Origin of the sequence: Bradyrhizobium hereditatis, from assembly GCF_020329435.1 — a bacterium.
Classification (GTDB): Bacteria; Pseudomonadota; Alphaproteobacteria; order Rhizobiales; family Xanthobacteraceae; genus Bradyrhizobium; species Bradyrhizobium hereditatis.
Map to the genome: position 1 here is coordinate 138276 of NZ_JAGKJK010000002.1, position 23326 is coordinate 161601.

At 63.5% G+C, this 23326-nt stretch carries 20 protein-coding genes and 1 pseudogene; 15 read left to right on the plus strand and 6 right to left on the minus strand.

The window, feature by feature from the left end:
* Positions 1-121: 121 nt before the first annotated feature.
* The 7 genes and pseudogenes from J6524_RS05945 to J6524_RS05975 form a co-directional block, all read left to right on the plus strand.
* Positions 122-1861 (plus strand): annotated as a pseudogene (locus tag J6524_RS05945) (DUF255 domain-containing protein); the annotation flags it as partial.
* A gap of 322 nt (positions 1862-2183) precedes the next feature.
* On the plus strand, positions 2184-2447 hold the full coding sequence (bufA2, locus tag J6524_RS05950; RefSeq protein ID WP_225669449.1) for a BufA2 family periplasmic bufferin-type metallophore: 264 nt from the start codon (positions 2184-2186) through the stop codon (positions 2445-2447).
* Positions 2448-2639: 192 nt separating this feature from the next.
* Positions 2640-2897: a BufA2 family periplasmic bufferin-type metallophore gene (gene bufA2, locus J6524_RS05955; protein WP_312002349.1), complete on the plus strand. Its 258-nt coding sequence runs from the start codon at positions 2640-2642 to the stop codon at positions 2895-2897.
* Between the two features lie 110 nt (positions 2898-3007).
* The gene (gene bufB, locus J6524_RS05960) at positions 3008-3913 is read left to right on the plus strand and encodes an MNIO family bufferin maturase (RefSeq protein WP_225669450.1); all 906 of its coding nucleotides are present in this window, start codon (positions 3008-3010) and stop codon (positions 3911-3913) included.
* Positions 3910-4695 carry an HvfC/BufC N-terminal domain-containing protein gene (locus J6524_RS05965; protein WP_225669451.1) on the plus strand — a complete coding sequence of 262 codons (786 nt, stop codon included), beginning with the start codon at positions 3910-3912 and terminating at the stop codon, positions 4693-4695. The genes bufB and J6524_RS05965 overlap by 4 nt, the downstream gene beginning before the upstream one ends.
* 23 nt (positions 4696-4718) lie before the next feature.
* A complete protein-coding gene (locus tag J6524_RS05970; protein ID WP_225669452.1) occupies positions 4719-5495 on the plus strand; it encodes a creatininase family protein in 777 nt (258 codons plus the stop codon).
* On the plus strand, positions 5492-6481 hold the full coding sequence (locus J6524_RS05975) for a hypothetical protein (RefSeq protein ID WP_225669453.1): 990 nt from the start codon (positions 5492-5494) through the stop codon (positions 6479-6481). The genes J6524_RS05970 and J6524_RS05975 overlap by 4 nt, the downstream gene beginning before the upstream one ends.
* Positions 6482-6560: 79 nt before the next feature.
* On the opposite strand, the gene J6524_RS05980 is transcribed toward J6524_RS05975, so the two are convergent.
* Entirely contained in the window at positions 6561-7979 is a 1419-nt protein-coding gene (locus tag J6524_RS05980) for an FAD-binding oxidoreductase (RefSeq protein ID WP_225669454.1), read from the minus strand.
* Between the two features lie 79 nt (positions 7980-8058).
* On the opposite strand from J6524_RS05980, the gene J6524_RS05985 reads away from it, so the two are divergent.
* A complete protein-coding gene (locus J6524_RS05985) occupies positions 8059-8586 on the plus strand; it encodes a thioesterase family protein (RefSeq protein WP_376711982.1) in 528 nt (175 codons plus the stop codon).
* 4 nt (positions 8587-8590) lie between these two features.
* On the opposite strand, the gene J6524_RS05990 is transcribed toward J6524_RS05985, so the two are convergent.
* A complete protein-coding gene (locus J6524_RS05990) occupies positions 8591-10129 on the minus strand; it encodes a helix-turn-helix domain-containing protein (RefSeq protein WP_225669456.1) in 1539 nt (512 codons plus the stop codon).
* A 152-nt stretch (positions 10130-10281) separates the two neighbouring features.
* Here J6524_RS05990 and J6524_RS05995 point away from each other — a divergent pair, with 152 nt between their 5' ends.
* A complete protein-coding gene (locus J6524_RS05995) occupies positions 10282-11124 on the plus strand; it encodes a class I SAM-dependent methyltransferase (protein WP_225669457.1) in 843 nt (280 codons plus the stop codon).
* Positions 11125-11194: 70 nt separating this feature from the next.
* Positions 11195-12019, plus strand: a complete 825-nt coding sequence (locus J6524_RS06000) for an alpha/beta fold hydrolase (protein WP_225669458.1) — start codon at positions 11195-11197, stop codon at positions 12017-12019.
* A gap of 37 nt (positions 12020-12056) precedes the next feature.
* On the opposite strand, the gene J6524_RS06005 is transcribed toward J6524_RS06000, so the two are convergent.
* Positions 12057-12230, minus strand: a complete 174-nt coding sequence (locus J6524_RS06005) for a DUF1328 domain-containing protein (RefSeq protein WP_225669459.1) — start codon at positions 12228-12230, stop codon at positions 12057-12059.
* Between the two features lie 285 nt (positions 12231-12515).
* Here J6524_RS06005 and J6524_RS06010 point away from each other — a divergent pair, with 285 nt between their 5' ends.
* The 4 genes from J6524_RS06010 to J6524_RS06025 all read left to right on the plus strand — a co-directional run bounded on the left by J6524_RS06010 (position 12516) and on the right by J6524_RS06025 (position 18193).
* Positions 12516-15110, plus strand: a complete 2595-nt coding sequence (locus J6524_RS06010; RefSeq protein ID WP_225669460.1) for an ATP-dependent helicase — start codon at positions 12516-12518, stop codon at positions 15108-15110.
* Positions 15111-15411: 301 nt separating this feature from the next.
* A complete protein-coding gene (locus tag J6524_RS06015; protein WP_225669461.1) occupies positions 15412-16344 on the plus strand; it encodes an ABC transporter ATP-binding protein in 933 nt (310 codons plus the stop codon).
* Positions 16341-17102: an ABC transporter permease gene (locus tag J6524_RS06020; RefSeq protein ID WP_225669462.1), complete on the plus strand. Its 762-nt coding sequence runs from the start codon at positions 16341-16343 to the stop codon at positions 17100-17102. The genes J6524_RS06015 and J6524_RS06020 overlap by 4 nt, the downstream gene beginning before the upstream one ends.
* A gap of 299 nt (positions 17103-17401) precedes the next feature.
* Positions 17402-18193 carry a L,D-transpeptidase family protein gene (locus J6524_RS06025; protein ID WP_225669463.1) on the plus strand — a complete coding sequence of 264 codons (792 nt, stop codon included), beginning with the start codon at positions 17402-17404 and terminating at the stop codon, positions 18191-18193.
* Between the two features lie 12 nt (positions 18194-18205).
* Here J6524_RS06025 and J6524_RS06030 read toward each other — a convergent pair whose 3' ends face one another.
* The 3 genes from J6524_RS06030 to J6524_RS06040 all read right to left on the minus strand — a co-directional run bounded on the left by J6524_RS06030 (position 18206) and on the right by J6524_RS06040 (position 21419).
* On the minus strand, positions 18206-18664 hold the full coding sequence (locus J6524_RS06030) for a DUF6691 family protein (RefSeq protein ID WP_225669464.1): 459 nt from the start codon (positions 18662-18664) through the stop codon (positions 18206-18208).
* Positions 18665-18666: 2 nt separating this feature from the next.
* Complete coding sequence (locus J6524_RS06035; RefSeq protein WP_225669465.1) at positions 18667-19092, minus strand: YeeE/YedE family protein; 426 nt, start codon at positions 19090-19092, stop codon at positions 18667-18669.
* A 65-nt stretch (positions 19093-19157) separates the two neighbouring features.
* Entirely contained in the window at positions 19158-21419 is a 2262-nt protein-coding gene (locus J6524_RS06040; protein WP_225669466.1) for a fused MFS/spermidine synthase, read from the minus strand.
* Between the two features lie 233 nt (positions 21420-21652).
* On the opposite strand from J6524_RS06040, the gene J6524_RS06045 reads away from it, so the two are divergent.
* Complete coding sequence (locus J6524_RS06045; protein WP_225669467.1) at positions 21653-23257, plus strand: phytoene desaturase family protein; 1605 nt, start codon at positions 21653-21655, stop codon at positions 23255-23257.
* The last annotated feature ends 69 nt before the right edge of the window (positions 23258-23326 follow it).

A 23326-nucleotide genomic window follows, 5' to 3' on the forward strand; every position in this document is an offset into this window, starting at 1 on the left:
GAACACCACCTTCCGGGAAGCTGCCATGAAACTCGTCCGCATTGCCGCCCTTGTCCTCGCCGTGCTTGCGGCTTCGCCATCCTTTGCTGCGGACGGACCTAAATGAAGCAACTGGGACGATGATCTGTTCACCCGCGCGCAGGCCGAACGGCGCTTTGTCATCCTCGATCTTGAAGCGGTGTGGTGCCACTGGTGCCATGTCATGGAGAAGACGACCTACGCCGATCCCAAGGTCAGGGAATTGCTGGCGGAAAAATACATTCCGGTTCGTGTCGACCAGGACGCCAACCCCGATCTGTCGAGTCGCTATGGCGACTGGGGCTGGCCGGCGACCATCGTGTTCGGCCCCGACGGCAGCGAGATCGCCAAGATCAGGGGATACATCGAGCCGGAGCGGATGCAGGCGCTGCTCAAGGCCATCATCGAGGATCCCACGCCGGGCCCGTCAGTCGCCGAACCCTTTGAAGTCAAGCCATCGACTTCCGCCTTCCTCGGCAAGGAGCAGCGCGCCGCGCTGATCAAGAATTTCGATGAGTCCTACGAGGAAAAACTCGGCGGCTGGGGCGAGAACCAGAAATATATCGACGCCGACAGCATGGACCTCGCGATCTCCCGCGCCGAGGCCGGCGACGCCAACGCGATCAAGCGCGCCCGGCAGACGCTTGACGCCGCGATCGCGCTGATCGATCCGGTCTGGGGCGGCGTGTACCAATATTCCGAAGCAGGGTCCTGGACGCGTGCCCATTTCGAAAAGATCATGTCATTCGAGGCGCAATATCTCCGGCAGTACAGCCAGGCCTATGCACTGTGGAAAGACCCTAAACATCTCGCCGCTGCGCGCAGCATTGAACGCTATCTCGCGAATTTTCTGACGAGCCCTGAAGGCGCGTTCTATGTCAGTCAGGACGCCGATCTCGACCACGATACCGATGGGCATAAATACTACGCGCTGTCGGACGGCGAGCGCCGCAAACTCGCCATGCCGCGCATCGACAAGAACCTCTACGCGCGCGAGAACGGTTGGGCGATCTCGGGGCTTACGGCTTACTACAATGTCACGAACGATCCCAGGATACTTGGCGTTGCCGAGCGCGCCGCGAAATGGGTGATCGACAACCGCGCGCTGCCGGATGGCGGCTTCCGTCATGGCGAGAAGGATCGCGGCGGCCCGTTCCTCGGCGACACACTGGCCATGGGACAGGCCTTTATCGATCTCTATGTCGCTACGGGAAATCGCGACTGGCTTACCAGAGCCGCGAAGGCCGGCGACTTCGTCGCGACCTTCCGCGATGAGGCCGGCGGCTTCGTGACCTCGAAGACGGCGGAAGCCAAGACCGGCGTGCTCGCAAAACCCGCCAAGCTGATCGACGACCAGGTGCAGGTGAGCCGGTTCATGAACCTGCTCAACCGTTACTTCGGCAACGAGACCTATCGCGAGCAGGCCGCGCACGCGATGCGCTATCTTGCCAGCGCCTCGATCGGGATGATGCGTCCCCTGCCCGGCGTGCTGCTCGCCGACGAAGAGCTCGCGGTCGAGCCCACCCACATCACCGTCGTCGGACCCAAGGACGACGCCCGCGCCAAGAACCTGCACGCAATCGGCCGCGCGCTGCCGGCCCGCTACAAGAGGCTGGAGTGGCTCGACCTTCGCGAGGGCAAGCTGCCCAACCCCGACGTCGAATATCCCGATCTTGGCGAACCCGCGGCATTCGCCTGCAGCAATCGCATCTGTTCGTTTCCATCGTTCAACGCCGAGGAGTTGCGGGCCACGGTCGCGCAGATGGCGAAGCTGAGGCCTGTGCGGTGGATGAGCAAAGCACCCCCATTGTGCAACGCAATCGATTGTTCGAAACGCAGCTAATCCGTTGAAGCGCCGCGCTTTCTGACCAGCGCGCGGTCGCAGAGATCAGCACGGACGAATACTCTCAAAGTCGCCGGGGCTAGACATGAGCGGGATGTCTAACCGCAAAAAGAAAATTTTCTTTTGAAACTCTGTAACCAAATCGCCTGATGCCCCGTAGCTGGCTTTCGGATGCGCACTCGATTAGGGGGACCTGCCATTCCCGGCAAGCTCTCGCGACCGATGGCCATCCGTCACATCGCTTGCGTTGTGGGGTCCGTGATCGAGCGATCGGCGGATGCTTGCGACGTCCTGTCTTCAAACATTGATCGAGGAGATCGTCATGAAGCTGAACTCCAAATCCGGTGCGACGCTCGCCGCTGCCGCCGCCACCCTGTTCCTTGCAGGTTCGGCGGCATCAACGGTGTCGACGCCGGCGAACGCCGCTCAGGGCAAGTGCATGGCCGGCAATGCCTGCAAGGGCCAGAGCGCCTGCAAGGGCTCCGCGAACGCCTGTAAGGGACAGAATGCCTGCAAGGGCACCGGCTTCTCGATGACTTCCGAAAAGGCTTGCACCGCCATGGGCGCCAAGTTCGTCAAGAGCTGATCGGCGGATGATGATGTGTGGGGGCCCGGTGCCGCCGGGCCCTCATTGTTTCGGACCGACGGCTAAAATAAAGTTGACCTCACATGTAACTAAATCCGAACCCGACCCGTAACTTTCTCCGGGTGCCGTTTGTCAGCTTGATCTGTCGCTGCTTGCGGGCGATGCACCCTGACACTCTTTTGGAGGATACCCATGAAGATGACATCCAAGTCCGGCGCCGCGCTGGCCGCCGCCGCTGCCACCCTGTTCCTGGCTGGGACTACCGTCTCGACCGTGACCTATGCTGCAGGCGAGGGTAAATGCGTCGGCGCCAATGCCTGCAAAGGCCAGAGCGCCTGCAAGGGTGCCAGCAATGCCTGCAAGGGCCAGAACGCCTGCAAGGGTCAGGGCTTCTCGGCCATGACCAAGGAAAAGTGCGACGCCGCCAAGGGTAAGTTCATGCCGTCCTAGCGACGGTTCGATATGAGGCCCGGTGTAGGCCGGGCCTCGTATCCATGCTAGGTTGAAGTTCAGTGTGGGACGCGCCGCCACGTTCGCGGCGTGGTTCGAGCGGAGACGAGATGAACGTCGCAAGCAGATTGCAGGACACCTCGGCGGCCGCGCGTGCAGAGAGACGGGCGACGTCGGCCAAGCCACCCTTTCTCGGCTTCGGTCTCGGCCTGCGCCACCAGCACTACGATGAGATCCTGAACGGTAATCCGCCGATCGACTGGTTCGAGGTCATCAGCGAGAACTATATGCTACCCGGCGGCCAGCCGCTGCGCACGCTCGACCGCATCCGCGAACGCTATCCCGTGGTGATGCATGGCGTGTCGATGTCGATCGCCTCCACCGCGCCGCCGAATTTCGAATATCTGCAGGCTCTCAAGGATCTCGCCCGGCGCGTTGAGCCGAAATGGGTCTCCGACCATCTGTGCTGGACTGGCGTGCACGGCAAGAACCTGCATGACCTCCTGCCGATTCCCTACACCAGGGAAGCACTCGATCACGTTGTCAGTCGCGTCCAGCTCGTGCAGGATTTTCTTGGCCGCGCTGTCGTGCTCGAGAATGTCTCGACCTACGTCCAGTTCAGCAATTCCGAAATGACGGAATGGGAATTCCTGGCTGAATTGTCGCGCCGCTCCGGTTGCTGGCTCTTGTTCGATGTCAACAACGTCTATGTCAGCGCCTTCAACCACGGCTACGATCCGATGACTTTCCTCAATGGCATTCCTGCGGATCGCGTGGTGCAGTTTCATATGGCCGGCCACAGCCATATGGGCACCCACATCATAGACACCCATGACCACCCGGTGTGCGAGGACGTCTGGGACCTCTATGCCGCTGCCTTGAAACGCTTCGGTCGGGTCTCGACGATGATCGAGCGCGACGACAACATTCCACCGCTCGCCGAGCTTCTGCTCGAGGTAGCCCGGACCCGCGAGATGGCCGAGAAAATCCTTCCCACAGGCACCCAGGCGGGATGAGCGACTTCGCCCGCCAGCAGGCCGAGTTTCAGCGCGGCATCCTCGATGGCGACGACGCGGTGCTTGCTGAAATCCTCGATAGCCCGCGGGAGAAGCGCGACGTGCTGTTCGGCGTCTATCGCTACGCCTACGGCTCGCGGCTGGTGGAGGCGATGCGCAACGACCATGAGCTGCTGCATCTCTATCTCGGCGACGAGAGGTTCGACGAGATGGGGCATGCCTATGTCAAGGCGCGCCCATCCGAGCATCCGAACCTGCGCTGGTTCTCGCAAGGCCTGCCGGAATTTCTGAAATCGACCGCACCCTACGCCGAGCATCCCGTGCTGTCCGATCTCGCGGCACTGGAAAAGGCGCTCAACGACGCTTTCGATGCCGCGGAAGGTAAGACGGTCGACTTGACCGACATGGCGGGCTTTGCGCCGGAAGTCTGGTCGGGTCTCCGATTCCGGCCGCACCCCAGCGCGTCCAGGCTTGACCTTGCGACCAATGCATCTGCGATCTGGCTCGCACTCAAGAATGACGAAACGCCCCCAGAGGCGACAGAGCTGGAGCAGCCCGTGCATCTCCTGATCTGGCGTGAAGACGTCACGCCGATGTTCCGCGAGCTATCGGCGGAAGAGGCGATGATGTGGGACGAGGCCACGAATGGCATTCCCTTCGGCGTGCTCTGCGAAATGCTCGCGACTTATGACGACCCCGACAGCGCAGCCGGCCGCGGCGCGGCCTATCTACACGGCTGGATCACGGCGGGACTTTTGACGGAAGTTTCCGTCGGCTCATGAAGGGGAGCGCTCGGCGAATGGGAATGAACACCGATCGCCATTTCATCGAGCGCATGCATTGGGACCAGGTCGCACGACGCATCAGTGAAGGCGCGGTGGCGATATTGCCGATCGGCGCCGCGGCCAAGCAGCACGGCCTCCACCTCCCCCTCAATACCGATCGCATTCAGGCCGAATGGCTCGCAGGCAGAATCGCGGAGAAGATCGACGCGCTGATCTGGCCGACGCTGACCTACGGCCACTATCCCGCCTTCGTCGAGTACGCCGGCAGCAGCAGCCTGTCGATTGCGACCTTCGAGGCGCTGGTGCGCGAAATTGCCGGGCAGATCCTCAGCGGCGGATGCCGCAAGCTGCTCGTGCTCAATACCGGGATCAGCACCCTGGCGCCGGTCGATCGCGCGCTGGCCCGGCTCGATGGCGCACGGATTAGGCACTTATGGATCCACGAGGGTCCGCGCTATCCGCGCGTAGCCCGGCAAGTGGCCGAGCAGAGCCATGGCAGCCATGCCGATGAGATGGAAACGTCGCTGATGCTGGCGATGGCGCCGCAGCTGGTCGACATGACACGCGCGGAAGCCAGTCCCGTGCTCGAGCAGGAGACGCCGGGCCCATTGACGCCGTTGGATCCAAATTCGCCGAACTATAGTCGCTCCGGCAGCTATGGCGATCCAACACAAGCGACATTGGCCAAAGGCGAAGCCTTGCTCGCTGCCATGCTCGACGATCTCCACGAACAGGCCGCCACGTTCATCGCGCAAGGCGAGCAACAGCCGGTCGCGATGCAAAGCGTGCCGAGATGAAAACCGCCAGCGCCTTTCGCTGCGCCGTCGCCGCCATGGTCATTGGCGCGATGCTGGCAGGCGCGATTTCGTTCGGCGCCGGCGCGCAGTCGGAATATATGCGCGGCGGCCGCATGCCCTACGACGCCTTCGACCGGCTGCCCAAAACTGATCTCGAAGTAGGCGGCAGCACCATCCATGTCGCCTTCGCGCCGGGCGACATCACGCTCCCCAAGGAAAAGCTGCTCGACTGGATCAGCACGTCGGCCCGCGCCGTCGCGACCTATTATGGGCGCTTTCCCGTTGGCTCGCTGCGGCTGCTGCTGGTCCCCGTCGATGGGGCGCGCATTCGCGGCGGCACGACATGGGGCTATCGCGGCGCCGCCATTCGCATTCCGTTCGGCCGCGATTCCACGGAAGATGTTTTACGGGGCGACTGGGTGTTGGTGCACGAGATGGTGCATACCGCCCTGCCCGACATGCCCGACCGCTACGCGTGGCTGTCGGAAGGGCTGGCCGTCTATGTCGAACCGGTCGCACGGGTGCAGGCCGGCGATCTCACCGCGCGGGAAATCTGGCAAGCCATGATGCGCGACATGCCGAAGGGCCTACCGCAGTCCGGCGATCAGGGCCTCGACAACACTCCCACCTGGGGGCGGAAATACTGGGGCGGAGCGCTGTTCTGCCTGCTCGCCGATATCGAAATCCGCAAAGCTACCGGCAATCGCCTCGGCCTGCAGGACGCGATGCGCGGCGTGCTCGCCGCCGGCGGCAATCATGAGCTGGACTGGCCCATCACCCGCATTCTCTCAACTGCCGACAAGGCCGTCGGCGTCGACGTACTGAGCCGGCTTCACGATGAGATGGGCCCCAAGCCGGTGACGCCGGACCTTGCCACACTATGGCGCGACCTCGGATTGAAGCGGATCGGCGAAGACATCGAATTCGACGACACCGCGCCGCTCGCCGCAATCCGCAAAGCGATCACCGCGCCGCGCGGGCAATAAGGCGCACATTGACGCGAGTCGGTGATTCGGCAGCCGTTTGCTGCATGGACCCGCCGGCAAGAAGCTGCAATCGGCAACGCTAACTCACCGGCACGATCTTGCCGGGATTGAAAATGTTCTGCGGATCGAGCGCCTGCTTCAGCGCGCGCATGGCGTCGATCGCTTCGGGGCCGAGCTCGGCGTTGAGATATTTCTGCTTGCCCTGCCCGATGCCATGCTCGCCGGTGCAGGTGCCGCCCATCGCCTGCGCGCGCTCGACAAGGCGATGCATGAATTCCTCGCCGCGCGCCATTTCTTCCTTGTTGTCGACGTCGCAGACCAGCGAGCAGTGGAAATTGCCGTCGCCGACATGGCCGACGATCGGCGACAGCAAATTGAGCTGTTTTAAGTCTTCCTCGGTCTCGGTGACGCAATCGGCTAGCCTCGAGATCGGCACGCAGACATCGGTCGCCACCACGCCGGCGCCGGGGCGCAGCGCCTTCACTGACCAATAGGCGTCATGCCGCGCCTGCCACAGTTTGGTGCGGTCTTCCGGCTTGGTGGTCCAGGTGAACTCGCCGCCGCCGCACTCCTTGGCGATCTCGCCAAAATTCTTCGATTGCTCGGCGACCTCGACATCGCTGCCGTGGAATTCAAGCAGCAGCAGCGGCGTCTCCGGCAAGGTCAGCTTGGAATAGGCGTTGCAGGCGCGCACCTGCTCGGCATTGAGCAGCTCGATACGCGCCAGCGGAATGCCGGTCTGGATGGCAAGGATCGTCGCCTGGCAAGCGCCGCGCACCGTCTCGAACGAGCAGGCAGCGGCTGCGATCGTCTCGGGAATGCCGCGCAGCTTGATGGTCAGTTCGGAGATGATGCCGAGCGTGCCCTCGGCGCCGATGAACAAATGCGTCAGGTCGTAGCCGGCCGCGGATTTCTTCGCCCGCGTGCCGGTCGTGATGATCTCGCCATCGCCGCGCACCACCTTCAGCGCCAGCACGTTCTCGCGCATCGTGCCGTAACGCACCGCATTGGTGCCGGAGGCCCGGGTCGAGGTCATGCCGCCGAGCGAAGCGTCAGCGCCGGGATCGATCGGGAAGAACAATCCCTGGTCGCGCAGGTGCTCGTTCAGCGCCTTGCGGGTGACGCCGGGCTGGATCACGCAGTCCAGATCCTCGGCATGAACTTCGAGAATCCGGTTCATGTCGCGGAGGTCGATGCAGACGCCGCCGGCCGGCGCATTGACCTGCCCTTCCAGCGAGGTGCCGGTGCCAAAGGCGATCACGGGCACGCGGTGTTTGGCGCAGATGCGCACCACATCCTGGATGTCGGCGGTCTCCTCCGCCATCACCACCGCATCCGGTGGCTGGGTCGGCAGCCAGGTGGTGGTATGGGCGTGCTGTTCGCGCACCGCCTGCGAGGTGATCAGCCGGTTACCAAACCGTGCCGCCAGCGCTTCGACCGCACTTGCCACAGCCTGCGGTTCCGGCCGCTTCACGCTACCTGATATCGTCGTCGCCACGCCAAGTTCCTCCCGAATTTGAGCGGACCGTGGCAAAGGATATAAGGGGGGTCAAGAGCGCGAAATCAACAAAGGATGGATGATGACGACCGCTGCCGCCACCGGCGATCGCTTGATGAACATGCCGCTGCCGCCTGCCCCGTTTTTGTCGTCGGTGATGCAGATCGAGCCGCAATGGATCGACTATAACGGCCATCTCAACATGGCCTACTACAACGTGATGATGGACCGCGCCATCGATGAGATGTGGCTGCAGCTCGGGATCGGACCGGCCTACATGAAGGAGCGCCAGTGCTCGACCTTCACGGCCGAAGCCCATGTGCGCTATGTGCGCGAGATTCATCTCGGCGATCCCGTGCAGGTCACGGTTTACCTGCTCGAAAGCGACGAGAAGCGACTGCATACGTTCGAGGAACTGCGGCACGCCAGCGAAGGCTGGCTCTCCGCCACCTCTGAGAACATGACGCTGCACATGGACATGAAAGCGCGCAAGGTTGCGCCCTTCCCGCCAGATATCCGCGCGCGCATCGAGCAGGTGGTGGCTTCACACGCGGCGGTGCCGCGGCCGGAGGGCATCGGCCGCACGGTCGCGATGCCCCGGAAATAGCAGTTCAGGCCGGCAGGCCGACTTCCTGCAGCGCGCCGACGACCAGATCGCACTGGCTTGGCGGTAGCGGCGGCATGCCGCGGTGCACTTCTGACACCGTCAGGTCGGGATAGTGCTGCCGCAGCGCGTCGAGGCTGCGGCGTGCCTGTGGCGCCTGTCCGGCAAGCACATGCGCCGGGCACAGCGTGCGATGCACCCAGCTTGCCGTCGGATGCTCCGCCAGTGCCCGCTCCTGCCAGTGCGCACCTTCGGCATATTGACCGGCGGTGAAGAGCGCACAGCCGATCCCGACCATGCTGTTGAACGCCAGCGGATCATGGGGTGCGAGGTCGAGCGCGATCTTGAAGCGTTCGACCGCGGACTGCGGATCGCCCTTGTAGACGTCGATCCATCCGCTGCGGCTCCACGCCCAGGCCGATCCGCCGTCGATGGCCAGCGCCCTGCGTGTAACGAGATCGGCGGCGTCGAACTCCCTAAGCAGCGATAGCGCATTGCCGAGGATGGCGAGCACGGTGGCGTCGCCGCACAGCGCCCTCGCTCTGCGCGCCAATTCGAGGCTTCGGGCGCGTTCTTCCTGCGGCGCATGGGTGAAATGATAGACCACGCGCTGGACATGCGCCCAGGCGGCCAGCGCGATGGCCAGCGGATGGTCCGGATCCTGGTCCATCGCGCGCTCGAGCATTTCCAGTGCGCGGGCGTTACCGCAAGCATCGAGCGAGAGCACGCCGGGCATCGCGCGCAGCGCCAGATCCTGCGCGCCGAGACTGGTCACCGGCTTTCGTAGCGCGCGGTCGATCTCCGCGAGCCGCAGGCAAGGCTGCAAGGCAGCCGCGATCCTGGCCGCGAGATGCTCCGTCGTTGCGATATCATCATCGCGCAGAACGCTGTCGGCGCGGTGCGCCCAGAGCTGACCGCCGGTTTCGGTGTCGATCAACCGGATGGTGAGGTGGGTCTGCGCGCCCGATCCCCGGATCGCCCCGCCCAGATGATAGCGCGCGGCAATCGACCGGCTGGCGACCGCGATTCCGGCGCGGGTGAGTGCGGTAACGAGGTCGTCGGCGATATCAGCCGCAAGCGCCAGATTTTCAGCCGCGGCCTCGATCGGCCCGAACGCAACTGTTGGCCGGTCCCGTGCGGGCATAAGCAGCGAAGGCATGGCGCGGAGGGCATCTGTGAGAACCGCCTGCCGCTTCAACGTCTGCGACGGCGTCTCGTCATAGCAGCGGCGATAGGCAATCGAGAACCGCCCGAAATGCGGAAAGCCGCAGCGCAACGCCACGTCCATGATCTTGAGGCTCGGGCGGCCTTGCAGCAGCTCTCGGCGGGCACATTCGAGCCCGATCTCGCGCAGCACGGCGCGCGGGGTCTTGCCGATAAAGGCGAGGAACTGGCGCTGCAAGGTTCGAGCGGAAACACCTGCGACGGCAGCGAGCTCGGCCAGGCGCCAATTATGACCGACATTGGCACGCATCGCGTCCAGCGCACGCCTGACACCGCGCGGCAGCGGCGATCTCGCCGCCGAAATCCCGTGACTGATAATCATCCGCAACTCCGAGGGCCCTGGTGATGAGTCCACGGAACAGTCGAAAGGTTCACGATCGGGATAGCCGTGTCGCGAAGTGGATAGGCACTCCTCAGCTCCGGGATTAAGCCGGCAACACGCTGAAATTCACCCTGCTTCAAAGGAGAAATGACATGGCTACCACCGCCACTGCCCAAACCCAGCAGCCCGGCCAGGTCGACCTTTCCGCTCTTAAGACCCGCCAGCACGGCGCCTGGTCGTCCGGCGACTATGCCGTCGTCGGCACCACGCTCCAGATCGTCGGCGAGGAACTGTGCGAGGCGCTCGACATTAGGGCCGGCCAGAAGGTGCTCGATGTCGCCGCCGGCAACGGCAACGCCACGCTGGCCGCCGCGCGCCGCTGGTGCGAAGTCGTTTCGACCGATTACGTGCCGAGCCTCCTCGAACGCGGCCGCGCCCGTGCCGCGGCAGAGGGCCTGTCGGTCCAGTTCAAGGAAGCGGATGCGGAAGCGCTGGACTTCGGCGATGCGACCTTCGATGCGGTGCTCTCGACCTTCGGCGTGATGTTCACGCCGGACCAGGATCGCGCGGCGTCGGAGCTTCTGCGGGTGTGCAAGAGCGGCGGCAAGATCGGTCTCGCCAACTGGACGCCGGATGGTTTCATCGGTCAATTGTTCAAGACGCTCGGCAAATATTTGCCGCCGCCGGCCGGCGCGAAATCGCCGGCGCTATGGGGAACGCAGGCGCGCATCACGGAGATGTTCGGAACGTCGGCCGCGTCCATCAAGGCCGAGAAGCGTCACTTCACGTTCCGCTACCGCTCGCCGATGCATTTTCTCGACGTGTTCAGGAACTACTACGGCCCGACGCTGAAAGCCTTTGCTGCGCTTGACGAAACCAACCAGCGTCGCCTCGCCGACGACATCCTGAAGCTGATCGCGTCGATGAACCGTGCCGAAGATGGCACCATGGTGCTGCCGAGCGAATATCTGGAAATCGTCATCGTCAAACGCTGATTGAATCGAAAGCGGCGGCGGCAAGCAGGCCGCCGCCCGTCGCTCGTACACCACCCACGGAGCTTCCAAGATGATCTACCAGACGCCCGGGCTGATCGATTACCAGGAAGCTGGCAAGGGCCCGACCGTTGTGCTCGTGCCGGGCTCGTGCAGCACCGGCGCGGCTTGGCGGCCGGTCATCGGTCATTTGCACGGCCAGTTCCGCTGCGTGACCACCAGCCTGCTCGGATATGGCGGCACCGCCGAGCGCCGTACTGCTGATGATACCGACATCGCATATGAGCGCGAAATACTCGAGACCGTGATCCGTCGGACTGGCGGCCCCGTGCATCTCGTCGGTCACTCGTTCGGCGGACTGGCCGTGCTCGCGGTCGCGCTGCGAGGACGTGTTCCGCTGCTCAGCCTGACCATTGCCGAAGCACCGGCCGTGGACATCCTGAAGCAAACCGGCGAGCAGCAGCACTATGATACGTTCCGGAACATGTCGCGCGCCTATTCCGCTGCTTTCAGGCGTGGTGAGGCCGATGCGATCGCGCGCATGATCGATTTCTACGGCGGCGCCGGCACGTTCGCCGCATGGCCGCAGCGCGTCCGCGACTACGCCATCGAAACGACACCTGCCAATTTGCTGGATTGGGAATCGGCTTACGGTCTTCGCCTCACGCCCGCGTCACTGGCGGCCGTGACGATTCCGACACTTGTGGTGTGGGGTGAGAACAGCCATCCGGCTGTACGCCGGGCAAACGATCTGCTGAGCCGCCATATCCCGCGTGCGGAACGCGCCACCATTGCCGGCGCATCCCATTTCATGATCGCGACCCACCCGAAGCAATTTGCGGATTTGACCATCCGGCATTTCGAGCGGGCCATCCTGGCGTTGGCCGCCGCGCAGTAGTTCGCGCGGCGCCAAGCTCAAGCTTTGCGGTAGCCCGCTAGACGTTGCTGCGTCCACGGACCAAGCTGATCACCGCCGAGATCAGGAACAGGATGACGGCGATAAAGAAGATCGCCTTGGCGATTTCGACCGAGACGCCGGCGATGCCGCCGAAGCCCAGAACACCCGCGATTAGCGCGATGATCAGAAAGGTAACGACCCAGCTCAGCATGATAGAACCTCGATTGCTGTTGCTCCTTCGATGGCGGCTGCCGCGTCGCGCATCGACTGCAGGACCAATCCAGGCCGGTAATGTTGGTTCCGGGCGGCCAAATCGCGAAATTTGACGATTTTTGAGGAACAAAATCGCCGTTCATGCGCGAAATTGCGCCCGGCGAATGCGTCGGGATAAACCTGTCAAAACGGCCGAATAGGCCCTATATGGCCCTCAATCCCTGCTATGAAGGCTCCTCTTTACGGCCTCACGGTGCCATCGTGGGGACAAGACGATTCGACGATGACCGAGCCGAGCAAACTGTCCCATCACAGCGTTCCCGAGCACCAGCCCGCAGCTGGCGGCATCGCCGCGCGGGCGCGCGCGGCGGCCGGTCCGCAATATCTGAGCGGGCTCAATCCGGAACAGCGCGAGGCGGTCGAGACGCTGGATGGGCCGGTTCTGGTGCTGGCCGGCGCCGGCACCGGCAAGACGCGCGTTCTGACCACGCGGATCGCCCACATTCTGAGCCAGGGCCGCGCGCGCCCACATGAAATCCTCTCGGTGACCTTCACCAACAAGGCGGCGCGCGAGATGAAGCTGCGGCTTGGCCAGATGCTGGGACAGGCCGTCGAGGGCATGCCGTGGCTCGGAACCTTCCACTCGATCGGCGGCCGCATCCTGCGCATTCACGCCGAGCTGGTGCAGCTCAAGTCCAACTTCACCGTGCTTGATGTTGATGATCAGGTTCGCCTGCTCAAGCAGTTGCTGCAGGCCGAGAATATCGACGATAAGCGCTGGCCGGCGCGCATGCTGGCCGGGCTGATTGATAGCTGGAAGAACCGCGGGCTCGCGCCCGGGCAGGTGCCGGCAGGCGAAGCCGCGATGTTCGGCAATGGCAAGGGCGGCAAGCTCTATGCCAGCTATCAGGAGCGGCTGAAGATCCTCAACGCCGCCGATTTCGGCGATCTGCTGCTGGAGAACATCCGCCTGTTCCGCGAAAACCCTGATGTGCTCAGGCAATACCAGAACCGCTTCAAGTTCATTCTGGTCGACGAATATCAGGACACCAACGTCGCGCAATATCTGTGGCTGCGGCTGTTGTCGCAGGCGCCGTCGCGGCCGGGCGCGCCGCTGTCGGCGATCATCCCGGGTGCGACAGAGTCTTCCGTCATTCCGGGGCGCATCGAAGATGCGAACTCCGATGTGCGATCGCACATCAAAGAATCTAGAGATGAAGATAATGGACCTCGAGATTCCGGGTCTGCGCTTTCAGCGCATCCCGGAATGACAGCGGCTGCCAGCCCCGCCCCTCCCAAAAACATCTGCTGCGTCGGCGACGACGACCAGTCGATCTACGGCTGGCGCGGCGCGGAGGTCGACAACATTCTGCGCTTCGAGCACGATTTCCCCGGCGCCAAGGTCATTCGCCTCGAGCGCAATTACCGCTCGACCGGCCATATCCTCGCTGCCGCCTCACATCTGATCGCGCACAATGAGGGCCGGCTCGGCAAGACGCTGCGCACCGAGGATGTCGACGGCGAGAAGGTCACCGTCACCGGCGCGTGGGATTCGGAAGAGGAAGCCCGCGCCATCGGCGAGGAGATCGAGGAGCTGCAGCGCGCCGGCGAGAACCTCAACGAGGTCGCGATCCTGGTGCGCGCCTCGTTCCAGATGCGCGAGTTCGAAGACCGCTTCGTCACCCTCGGCCTGCCCTATCGCGTGATCGGCGGCCCCAGGTTCTACGAGCGCGCCGAAATCCGTGACGCGCTGGCCTATTTGCGCGTGATCAATTCGCCCGCCGACGACCTCGCCTTCGAGCGGATTGTCAACGTGCCCAAGCGCGGGCTTGGCGATGCCACCGTGCAACTCCTGCACGACCATGCCCGCAAGCGGCGCATGCCGCTGTTCGAGGCCGCGCGCGCCGTGGTGGAGACCGATGAATTGAAGCCGAAGGCGCGCGGCGCCTTGCGCGACCTCATCCTGCAATTCGACCGCTGGCGCGCCCAGCGCGAGGTGACGGCGCATACCGAATTGGCCGAAATCGTGCTCGACGAGAGCGGCTATACGGAGATGTGGCAGAAGGACCGTTCGGCCGACGCCGCGGGCCGGCTGGACAACCTGAAAGAACTCGTGCGCTCGATGGAAGAGTTCGAGAACCTGCAAGGCTTCCTCGAACACATCTCGCTGGTGATGGACCGCGACGGCGATGCCAGCGACGAGGCGGTGTCGCTGATGACGCTGCATTCGGCCAAGGGCCTCGAATTCGACAATGTCTTCCTGCCCGGCTGGGAGGAAGGCCTGTTTCCGAGCCAGCGCACGCTCGACGAACAGGGCCGCGCCGGTCTCGAAGAGGAGCGGCGCCTCGCCCATGTCGGTCTCACGCGCGCCCGCCGCCGCGCCAAACTCTATTTCGCCACCAACCGGCGCATTCACGGCACCTGGTCGACGACGATCCCCTCGCGCTTCCTCGACGAATTGCCGTCGGCCAATGTCGAGATCACCGAATCGAAAGGCGGCTCCGGCTGGGGCGGCGCCGGCGGCTACGGCCCGTCGCGCTTCGATAACATCGATTCCTTCGGCTCGAGTTACAGCACACCGGGCTGGCAGCGCGCGCAGGCCAACCGCAACCGCGGCCAGGCGCGTGGCGGTTTTGAGGAAAGCCAATCGTCATTTTCAGGCGGCTTCTCGCGCAACAAGCGCGGTCCGCTGGTGATCGAAGGCGAACTGGTCGCCAAATCCACCGGCACCGTTTCGGAATTCTCGCTCGACGACCGCGTATTCCACCAGAAATTCGGCTACGGCCATGTGGTGAAGATCGACGGCAACAAGCTGACGATCGCGTTCGAAAAGGCCGGCGAGAAGAAGGTGGTCGATAGTTTTGTGGAGCGGGCGTAGGATTGCCCCATGAACCACAAGCGCAGACGTCCGAAATCTGCCCGTGCCGGCTGCCTGTTATGCAAGCCGCACAAGGCAAATGGCTGTTGTCCGCGTCATAAGAACATGCGGTTCGGAGATCGTCGACGTTTCGAGAGCGGGCGAGAACAAATGCGCTGCGAAGGCTTCGTTCGCACGCAATAGATTCGCTATTCCTATTGCGGAACAGGTAATCCGTTCCTATCTCTCGGTTCCCACCCTCCCCCGCCTCGACCCGGCCGATGCGCCGCTTCGACGTGGGCAAATTCCGTTTAACACTGCCATGCTCGCGCCACCTCCCATCATATCCGTCTCGCATCTGTCAAAAATCTATGGCTCCGGCTTCAAGGCGCTGAACAACATCAATCTGGACATCCGGCGCGGCGAGATTTTCGCCCTGCTCGGGCCGAACGGCGCGGGCAAGACCACGCTGATCAGCATCATCTGCGGCATCGCCAATTTGAGCGAAGGCAGCGTGACGGTGGGCGGGCATGACATCGTCAGAGACTACCGCGCTGCGCGCTCGCTGATTGGCCTCGTGCCGCAAGAACTCCACACCGATTCCTTCGAGACCGTCTGGGCGACCGTCAGCTTCAGCCGCGGCCTGTTCGGCAAGCCGAAGAACCCGGCTCACATCGAAAAAGTGCTGAAGGACCTCTCGCTGTGGGACAAGAAGGATTCCAAGATCATCACGCTCTCCGGCGGCATGAAGCGTCGTGTGATGATCGCAAAAGCGCTGTCGCACGAGCCGCAGATTCTGTTCCTGGACGAGCCGACCGCGGGCGTCGACGTCGAACTGCGCAAGGGCATGTGGGACGTGGTGCGCACGCTGCAGGCCTCCGGCGTCACCATCATCCTGACCACGCACTACATCCAGGAAGCCGAGGAGATGGCCGACCGCATCGGCGTCATCAACAAGGGCGAGATCATCCTGGTCGAGGACAAGGCCGGGCTGATGCAGAAGCTCGGCAAGAAGCACTTGAAGCTCTATCTGCAGGGCAAGGTCGACGCGCTCCCCGCCTCGCTTGCCGCCTACAACCTCGAACTATCCGATGACGGCCGCGCGGTGATTTATGACTACGACACCAAGGGCGAGCGCACCGGGATCACCAGCCTGCTCAGCGATCTCCGCAACGCCGGCATCCACATCTCGGATCTCGACACCACCCAGTCTTCCCTCGAAGACATCTTCGTCAGCCTGGTGAAAGCGCCATGAATTACCGTGCCATCCGCGCCATCTATCTGTTCGAAATGGCCCGCACCTGGCGCACGCTGCTGCAGAGCATCGTCTCGCCGGTAGTTTCCACCTCGCTCTATTTCGTGGTGTTCGGTGCTGCGATCGGCTCGCGCATCACCGAAGTCGAGGGCGTCAGCTACGGCACCTTCATCGTGCCGGGTCTCGTCATGCTGTCGGTGCTGACGCAGAGCATTGCCAACGCTTCGTTCGGCATCTATTTCCCGAAATTCGTCGGCACCATCTACGAAATATTGTCGGCGCCGGTTTCTTACATCGAGATCGTGATCGGCTATGTCGGCGCGGCGGCGACCAAATCCATCATTCTCGGCGTGATCATCATGGCGACCGCAGCGCTATTCGTACCGCTGCACATCCTTCATCCCGTGTGGATGCTGACCTTCCTGGTGCTGACGGCGGTCACCTTCAGCCTGTTCGGCTTCATCATCGGCATCTGGGCCGACGGTTTTGAGAAGCTGCAGATGATCCCGATGCTGGTGGTGACGCCGCTGACCTTTCTCGGCGGCAGCTTCTACTCGGTGGACATGCTGCCCCCGGCCTGGCGCACCATCACGCTGCTCAATCCGGTGGTTTATCTGATCTCGGGCTTCCGCTGGAGCTTTTATGAGATCGCCGACGTCAGCGTGGGCTTGAGTCTCGGCATGACGATCGGCTTCCTCGCGATCTGCATGGTGCTGGTGTGGTGGATCTTCCGGACCGGGTATCGCCTGAAGAACTAACGCGGGATGCGTGTGCTGGATTCGTAGCCCGGATGAGCGCCAGCGACATCCGGGGCGACGCAGTCACCGGTCCCCGGATATCGCTTCGCTCATCCGGGCTACGACGCCAGAGCACTCACCGCTCGCGAAAATGTCAGCACTTTGCCGCCAGTTGCGCCGTCCTGACGCCTTGTTTGCGCCGCGGGACGCGTTAACGATGCAGATGCAGGCCACTGGAACCGGTGCCGATTTCCGGCATATTAATGCCCGGGGACGGAGAGCCGACATGCAGTACAGGGGCCTGGGAGGCCAAAGGTAAGATGCGTTCGTTCCTCATTGCCGTCACCGCGCTGACGCTGTTTGCTTCGGGGGCAGTTCAAGCCAAAGTCGCCATCACCGTCGATAAGGATAACCAGCAGATGACCGTCACCGTCGACGGCGTCGAGCGTTACCGCTGGCCGGTGTCGTCGGGTATTCCCTCCTATGAGACGCCGAACGGCAGCTTCCGCGCCTTCCGCATGGAAGAGGATCACTACTCCAAGGAATTCGACGAGGCGCCGATGCCGCACTCGATCTTCTTCACGAAGATCGGCCACGCCATCCACGGCACGGATTCCGTCAACCGTCTCGGCTCGCCGGCTTCGCATGGCTGCGTGCGACTGTCGCGCGAGAACGCCGCAAAACTGTTCGCGCTGGTCAAGGAGCAAGGCGTGCTCAACACCACGGTGACGCTGACCGGCTCGTCGCAGGTGGCGCTGGCGCGCAATCCGCGACCGCGCGGCAACACCGCCGTCGCCCGCCGTGCACCGCTGCCGCAATATGAACAGCAATACGACTCCGCGGCCGGTGATCCCGTCGTTATCACGCCACAAGCGCAGCGCGTGGCGCCGCAGGCGCGGGCCGACGATGGTTACATCTATCCGGCCGATGGTTCGTCCACCGAAGCGCGCTATCCCGCGCCGCCGAGCCGCCGCGTCTATGACACCCAAGCCTATCAGCAGCAGCCGCAATATTATGACAACCGCGGCTACGTGCCGGCGCCGCAGGGCTACTACTACCAGCCGCGGCAGCAATATTATCAGCAGCGCGGGCTGTTCACCTATCAGGACTAGCGGGCCGGTTCATTAACCGTCCGTCGCACTCACGAGCAGGCGCTCGCGCTGCGCGGTCAATCGCGCTTGTTGCCAGGCATCGTGCGTGATCATGCCGGCCGCCATCGCAACGACGAAGACAACGACGCCAAGCGACAGCGTCGCCAGACTCTCCAATGCCGGCCCCGGGCATAGTCCGACAAGGCCCCAACCGATCCCGAACAACCCGGCGCCCGTAATCAGCGGCAGGTCGATCTCCGACTTGCCCGGCAGGAAATACTGGCCGGCCAGCCAAGGCCGTTCGCGGCGACCCGCCAGCATGAAGCCGGGCACCGACACCGCAAGCGCCGCCACCATCACCACGGCAAGGCTCGGATCCCACGCGCCGAAGATATCCAGAAACGCCAAAACCTTGGTGGGCTGTACCATGCCTGAAATCAGGAGGCCCGCACCGAAGATCAGGCCGCACAACAAGGGAGCAATGATCCACATGGCTAGCCTCCGAGCACGTGGCGCGTGATCGCGACGGTGATGATCGCCGTCACCATGAAGATTACGGTGGCAGCGACCGAGCGCGGCGACAGCCGCCCTATTCCGCAAATGCCATGGCCGGAGGTACAGCCCCCGCCGAGCCGCGAGCCGAAGCCGACCAGGAGGCCTGCGACGACGATGACGGCCCAGCTCGATGGCAGCTTCGGCGGCGACATGCCATACCCAATGAGGTCGGCGATGACTGGCGCCAGGATAAGCCCGGCGATAAAAGCGATGCGCCAGCCCTTGTCCTCGCTGCGCAAATTCAAAAGGCCGCTGAAGATGCCGCTGACGCCGGCGATCCGGCCGGTCGACAACAGCAGGAGAACGGCGGAAAACCCGATGAGGGCGCCGCCGATCGCGGCGGATACGGGAGTGAAATCGGCCATGAGCGATCTCCAGTCGTCGTTGGACGCGGTTGATCATAGCCGCGCGCTGCCCGGCCGCAACGCGGCTATTCTTCGCCTTTCCTGAGCCGCCGCCACACCGCGCCCAGCACGTTGGAATAATCGTCGGTCCAGACCCGCTGGTCGTCCTTGGCTTCGGTGAGCGCCCACTGGTCCGATGACGCTAGCTTGCCGACATCGGCCTCTTCCCGCGCCGAGACCACGACCGAAGTCGAAAAGATGTATTCAGCGTCGCGGCCGGAATCCTCGCTGTAGACCCAGCTAGTCAGATCGTTGGCGTCGGCGATACCAACGACGACGCTCGACAATTCCAGATGCCGGTTGGAGACGTGCATCACCACCGCGCCCTGCGGCGCCAGCTTGGACTTGTAGATCTCCATCGCCTCTTCGGTCGCGAGATGAACCGGGATCGCGTCCGACGAATAGGCATCCACAATGATCAGATCGTAGACGCCATCAGGCTCGCGCGCGAAGGTCAGCCGTGCATCGCCGATCACCGGCTCCAGGTTCGGCTCGCAGGCTTGGACATAGGTGAAGTATTTCGGGTCGCGCGCGGTATCGACCATCGTCTGGTCGATTTCGAAAAACTTCCACTCCTCGCCGGGCTCCGCGGCGCAGGTCAGCGTTCCGGCGCCGAGGCCGATCACGGCTACCCGCAGCGGCGCGCCCTTGCGCTCGCGGATCGCCGTGATCGCCTGACCGATGCCGCCGTCCTTGTGGTAGTAGGTGATCGGTTCGGGCTGGCCGGTGACCGGCGTGCCGTCGTCGTTCTTGAATTTCTCGGCGCCGTGGATCGTGGTGCCGTGCATCAGCACGTGATACTGGCCGTTCGGCGTCACCACGATCTTGTGGACGCCGAAGAAGCTGCGCACCGTCTCCACCCGCCCCTCATCGGAGGGGTAGGCACGCAGCAGCACCAGCGCGACCACGACCGTTGCAAAGATCTTCCAGCGGCTGGCGTTGAGGGCCAGAGCCAGCAATGCCGCGAGCACGCCGACCGCGCCGATCATCCAGACGCGATGATCTTCCAACCAGTTGAACACCTTGCCGGTCGACCATGTCGGCAGGATCAGCGCCACCGCCAGCGCGGCGAGGAACGGCCAATACCACCTGCTCCAGCGTGGCAGCCGCTCATTGCCGGCGGGACGGCATAGTGCCGCAAGCGCCAGCAGGATCGGATATTCAGCGACCCATGAGAAGGTGAACGGCGCGATCAGGCCAGCGAAGAGACCGCCGACCATGCCGCCTAAGGACAGCGCGACATAGAAGCCGGTGAGATATCTTGCCGCCGGGCGCGTCCGCGCCAATTCGCCGTGACAGGCCATCGCGATGACGAAGAAGCAGAGCTGATGACCGCCGAGCGTCAGCAGCAGATTCTGTTCGCCGCCGAAGGCAAGAAGCGCCACGGTGCCGGCGATCGCCAGCGGCTGCGCTAGCAGCATCCACTTATGAGGAAGCAACGGTCGCGACTGGAACACGAGCACCCAGGTCAGAAGATAGAGCGACAGCGGCAGCACCCAAAGCAAGGGCGCGGCAGCGACGTCGGTGGAAATATGCGCGGTGACCGCGATCAATAGGCCCGAAGGCACGGCGGCGAGGAAGATCCAGCGGGCAATCAGAAGCCATGACGGCGCCATCACGCCGGCGTCATCGGCAGGCATGTTCAATTCCGCCGCCCGCGCCGGCGAGCGCAGCAGCAAGACGCCGCAGGTCGCGATCAGCACGATCAGGAGACCATAGCCGCCGGTCCAGATCAGATTCTGCATGCGCAACGTGAACACCGGTTCCAGCAGCACCGGATAGGACAGCAGCGCCAGGAAACTGCCGATGTTCGAGGAGGCGTAGAGGAAGTACGGGTCCGGGCCGTTGGGGTGTCCGGTGCGAACGAACCAGGCCTGCAGCAACGGATTGTTGGCGGCGAGCGCAAAGAACGGCAGCCCGATCGACACCGCGAACAGGCCAAGCAGCCAGAGCGCATAGCCTGACGTCGGCGGGTCGCCCCACGCGCTCGCGATCGAGAGCGGCAGCGTCAGCATCGCAGCGGCCAACAGCACCAGATGGATCGCCACGGGAAGTGTGCGGTTGCGCGCTTGCATCAGAAAATGCGCATAGGCATAGCCGCCGAGCAGCAGCGACTGGAAGAATACCATCGCCACCGACCAGACTGCCGGCGAGCCGCCGAGCCGCGGCAGCACCATCTTGGTGAACAACGGCTGCACCGAGAATAGCAGCAGTGCGCTGACGAAGATCGCGGCGGTGTAGACGACCAGCACCAGCCGGTTTCGCGAGGCAGATGGCTCAGAAATCATGAAAGCTCCGGCTTGGACCCGGCAGGAGCCGGCGGGAATTCCGGCAGGTTTATGCCAGAGAGGCGGATTGGAACATAGGGTACGGCTAGCAAGAAACCGCAGACTTGACGAAATGATGATTGAGCGCGACAGCACGGGGCGATGCGCAGCATCGAGCCCGAAATCAGGAGGTTCCGGATCTGTGCTAAGCACCATCCCGGAATGACCGATAGTTAAACCTTCTTGAAGCGGACATGAACGAAACCGACGTCGTCATTATCGGTGCGGGGCATAACGGCCTCACCTGCGCGGCCTATCTCGCGATGGCCGGCCTGCGCGTAAAGGTGGTCGAGCGCCGCAAGGCGGTCGGCGGCGCCGCAGTGACAGAAGAATTCCATCCCGGCTTTCGCAATTCGGTGGCCGCCTACACTGTCAGCCTGCTCAACCCGCAGATCATGGCCGACCTGAGGCTCGCTGAACACGGCCTGCGGATCGTCGAGCGCCGCGCACAGAACTTTCTGCCCGCGCCGGACGGCAGCAGCTATCTTCTGACCGGCGAGGGCCGCACCCGGCAGTCGGTCGAGAAGCTCAGCCGGCACGATGCCGCCGCCATCGACGGCTTCTCGCGCGAGCTGGAGGCCATTGCCGACGTGTTGCGGCAGTTCGTGCTGCGCGCGCCGCCAAACATCGTCGAAGGATTCGGCATCAGTGCGATCCGCGAAGCCTTCAATGCGCTGGGCAGTGCGAGCATCCTGCGCAAGCTTTCGCTGGAACAACAGCGCAGCCTGCTTGACCTCTTCACGCGCTCGGCCGGCGAGATGCTGGATGAGCGTTTCGAGAACGATCTGGTGAAGGCGCTGTTCGGCTTCGATGCCATCGTCGGTAATTACGCCAGCCCTTACGCCGCCGGCTCCGCCTACGTGATGCTGCACCATGCCTTCGGCGAGATGAACGGCAAGAAGGGCGTGTGGGGCCACGCGATCGGCGGCATGGGCGCGATCACACAAGCAATGGCGCGCGCCGCACGCGCCCATGGCGCCGAGATCGAAACCGAAGCCGGCGTGCGCGAAGTGATCGTCGAGGGCGAGCGCGCCACCGGCGTTATTCTCGACAATGGCGAGACCATACGCGCGAAATACGTCGTCTCCGGCGTCAATCCGAAATTGCTGTATACGCGGCTCGTGCCATCGGGCGCGCTGACGGGAGAATTCCTCGCGCGCATCGCGCGCTGGCGCAACGGCTCCGGCACCTTCCGGATGAACGTCGCGCTCGACGCCCTGCCCTCCTTCACCGCATTGCCCGGCGCCGGTGATCATCTCACCGCCGGCATCATCCTTGCGCCGAGCCTCACCTACATGGACCGTGCCTGGCAGGATGCGCGCAGCCATGGCTGGAGCCGCGAACCGGTCGTGGAAGTGCTGATCCCCTCCACGCTCGACGATTCCCTCGCGCCGAACGGCCGACATGTCGCGAGCCTGTTCTGCCAGCACGTCGCGCCGGAATTGCCCGACGGAAAATCATGGGACGATCATCGCGAGGAGGTCGCCGACCTCATGATCGCCACCGTCGACAAATTCGCGCCGGGCTTTGCCGCCAGCATCATCGGCCGCCAAGTGCTGTCGCCGCTCGATCTCGAACGGGAGTTCGGCCTCCTCGGCGGCGACATCTTCCATGGGGCGCTGACGCTCAACCAATTGTTCTCGGCGCGGCCGATGCTGGGCCATGCCGATTATCGCGGCCCACTGAAGGGCCTCTACCATTGCGGTTCCGGCGCCCACCCCGGCGGCGGCGTCACCGGCGCCCCCGGCCACAACGCAGCGCGGACGATCCTCAGTGATCACCGCGCACTGTTCGGATAGGGCGGCAAACGCACCAGGCGGAACTGGTGTATCTGCGCCCAGCCGGTGGCCTGTGGATGGGGTGCGGAA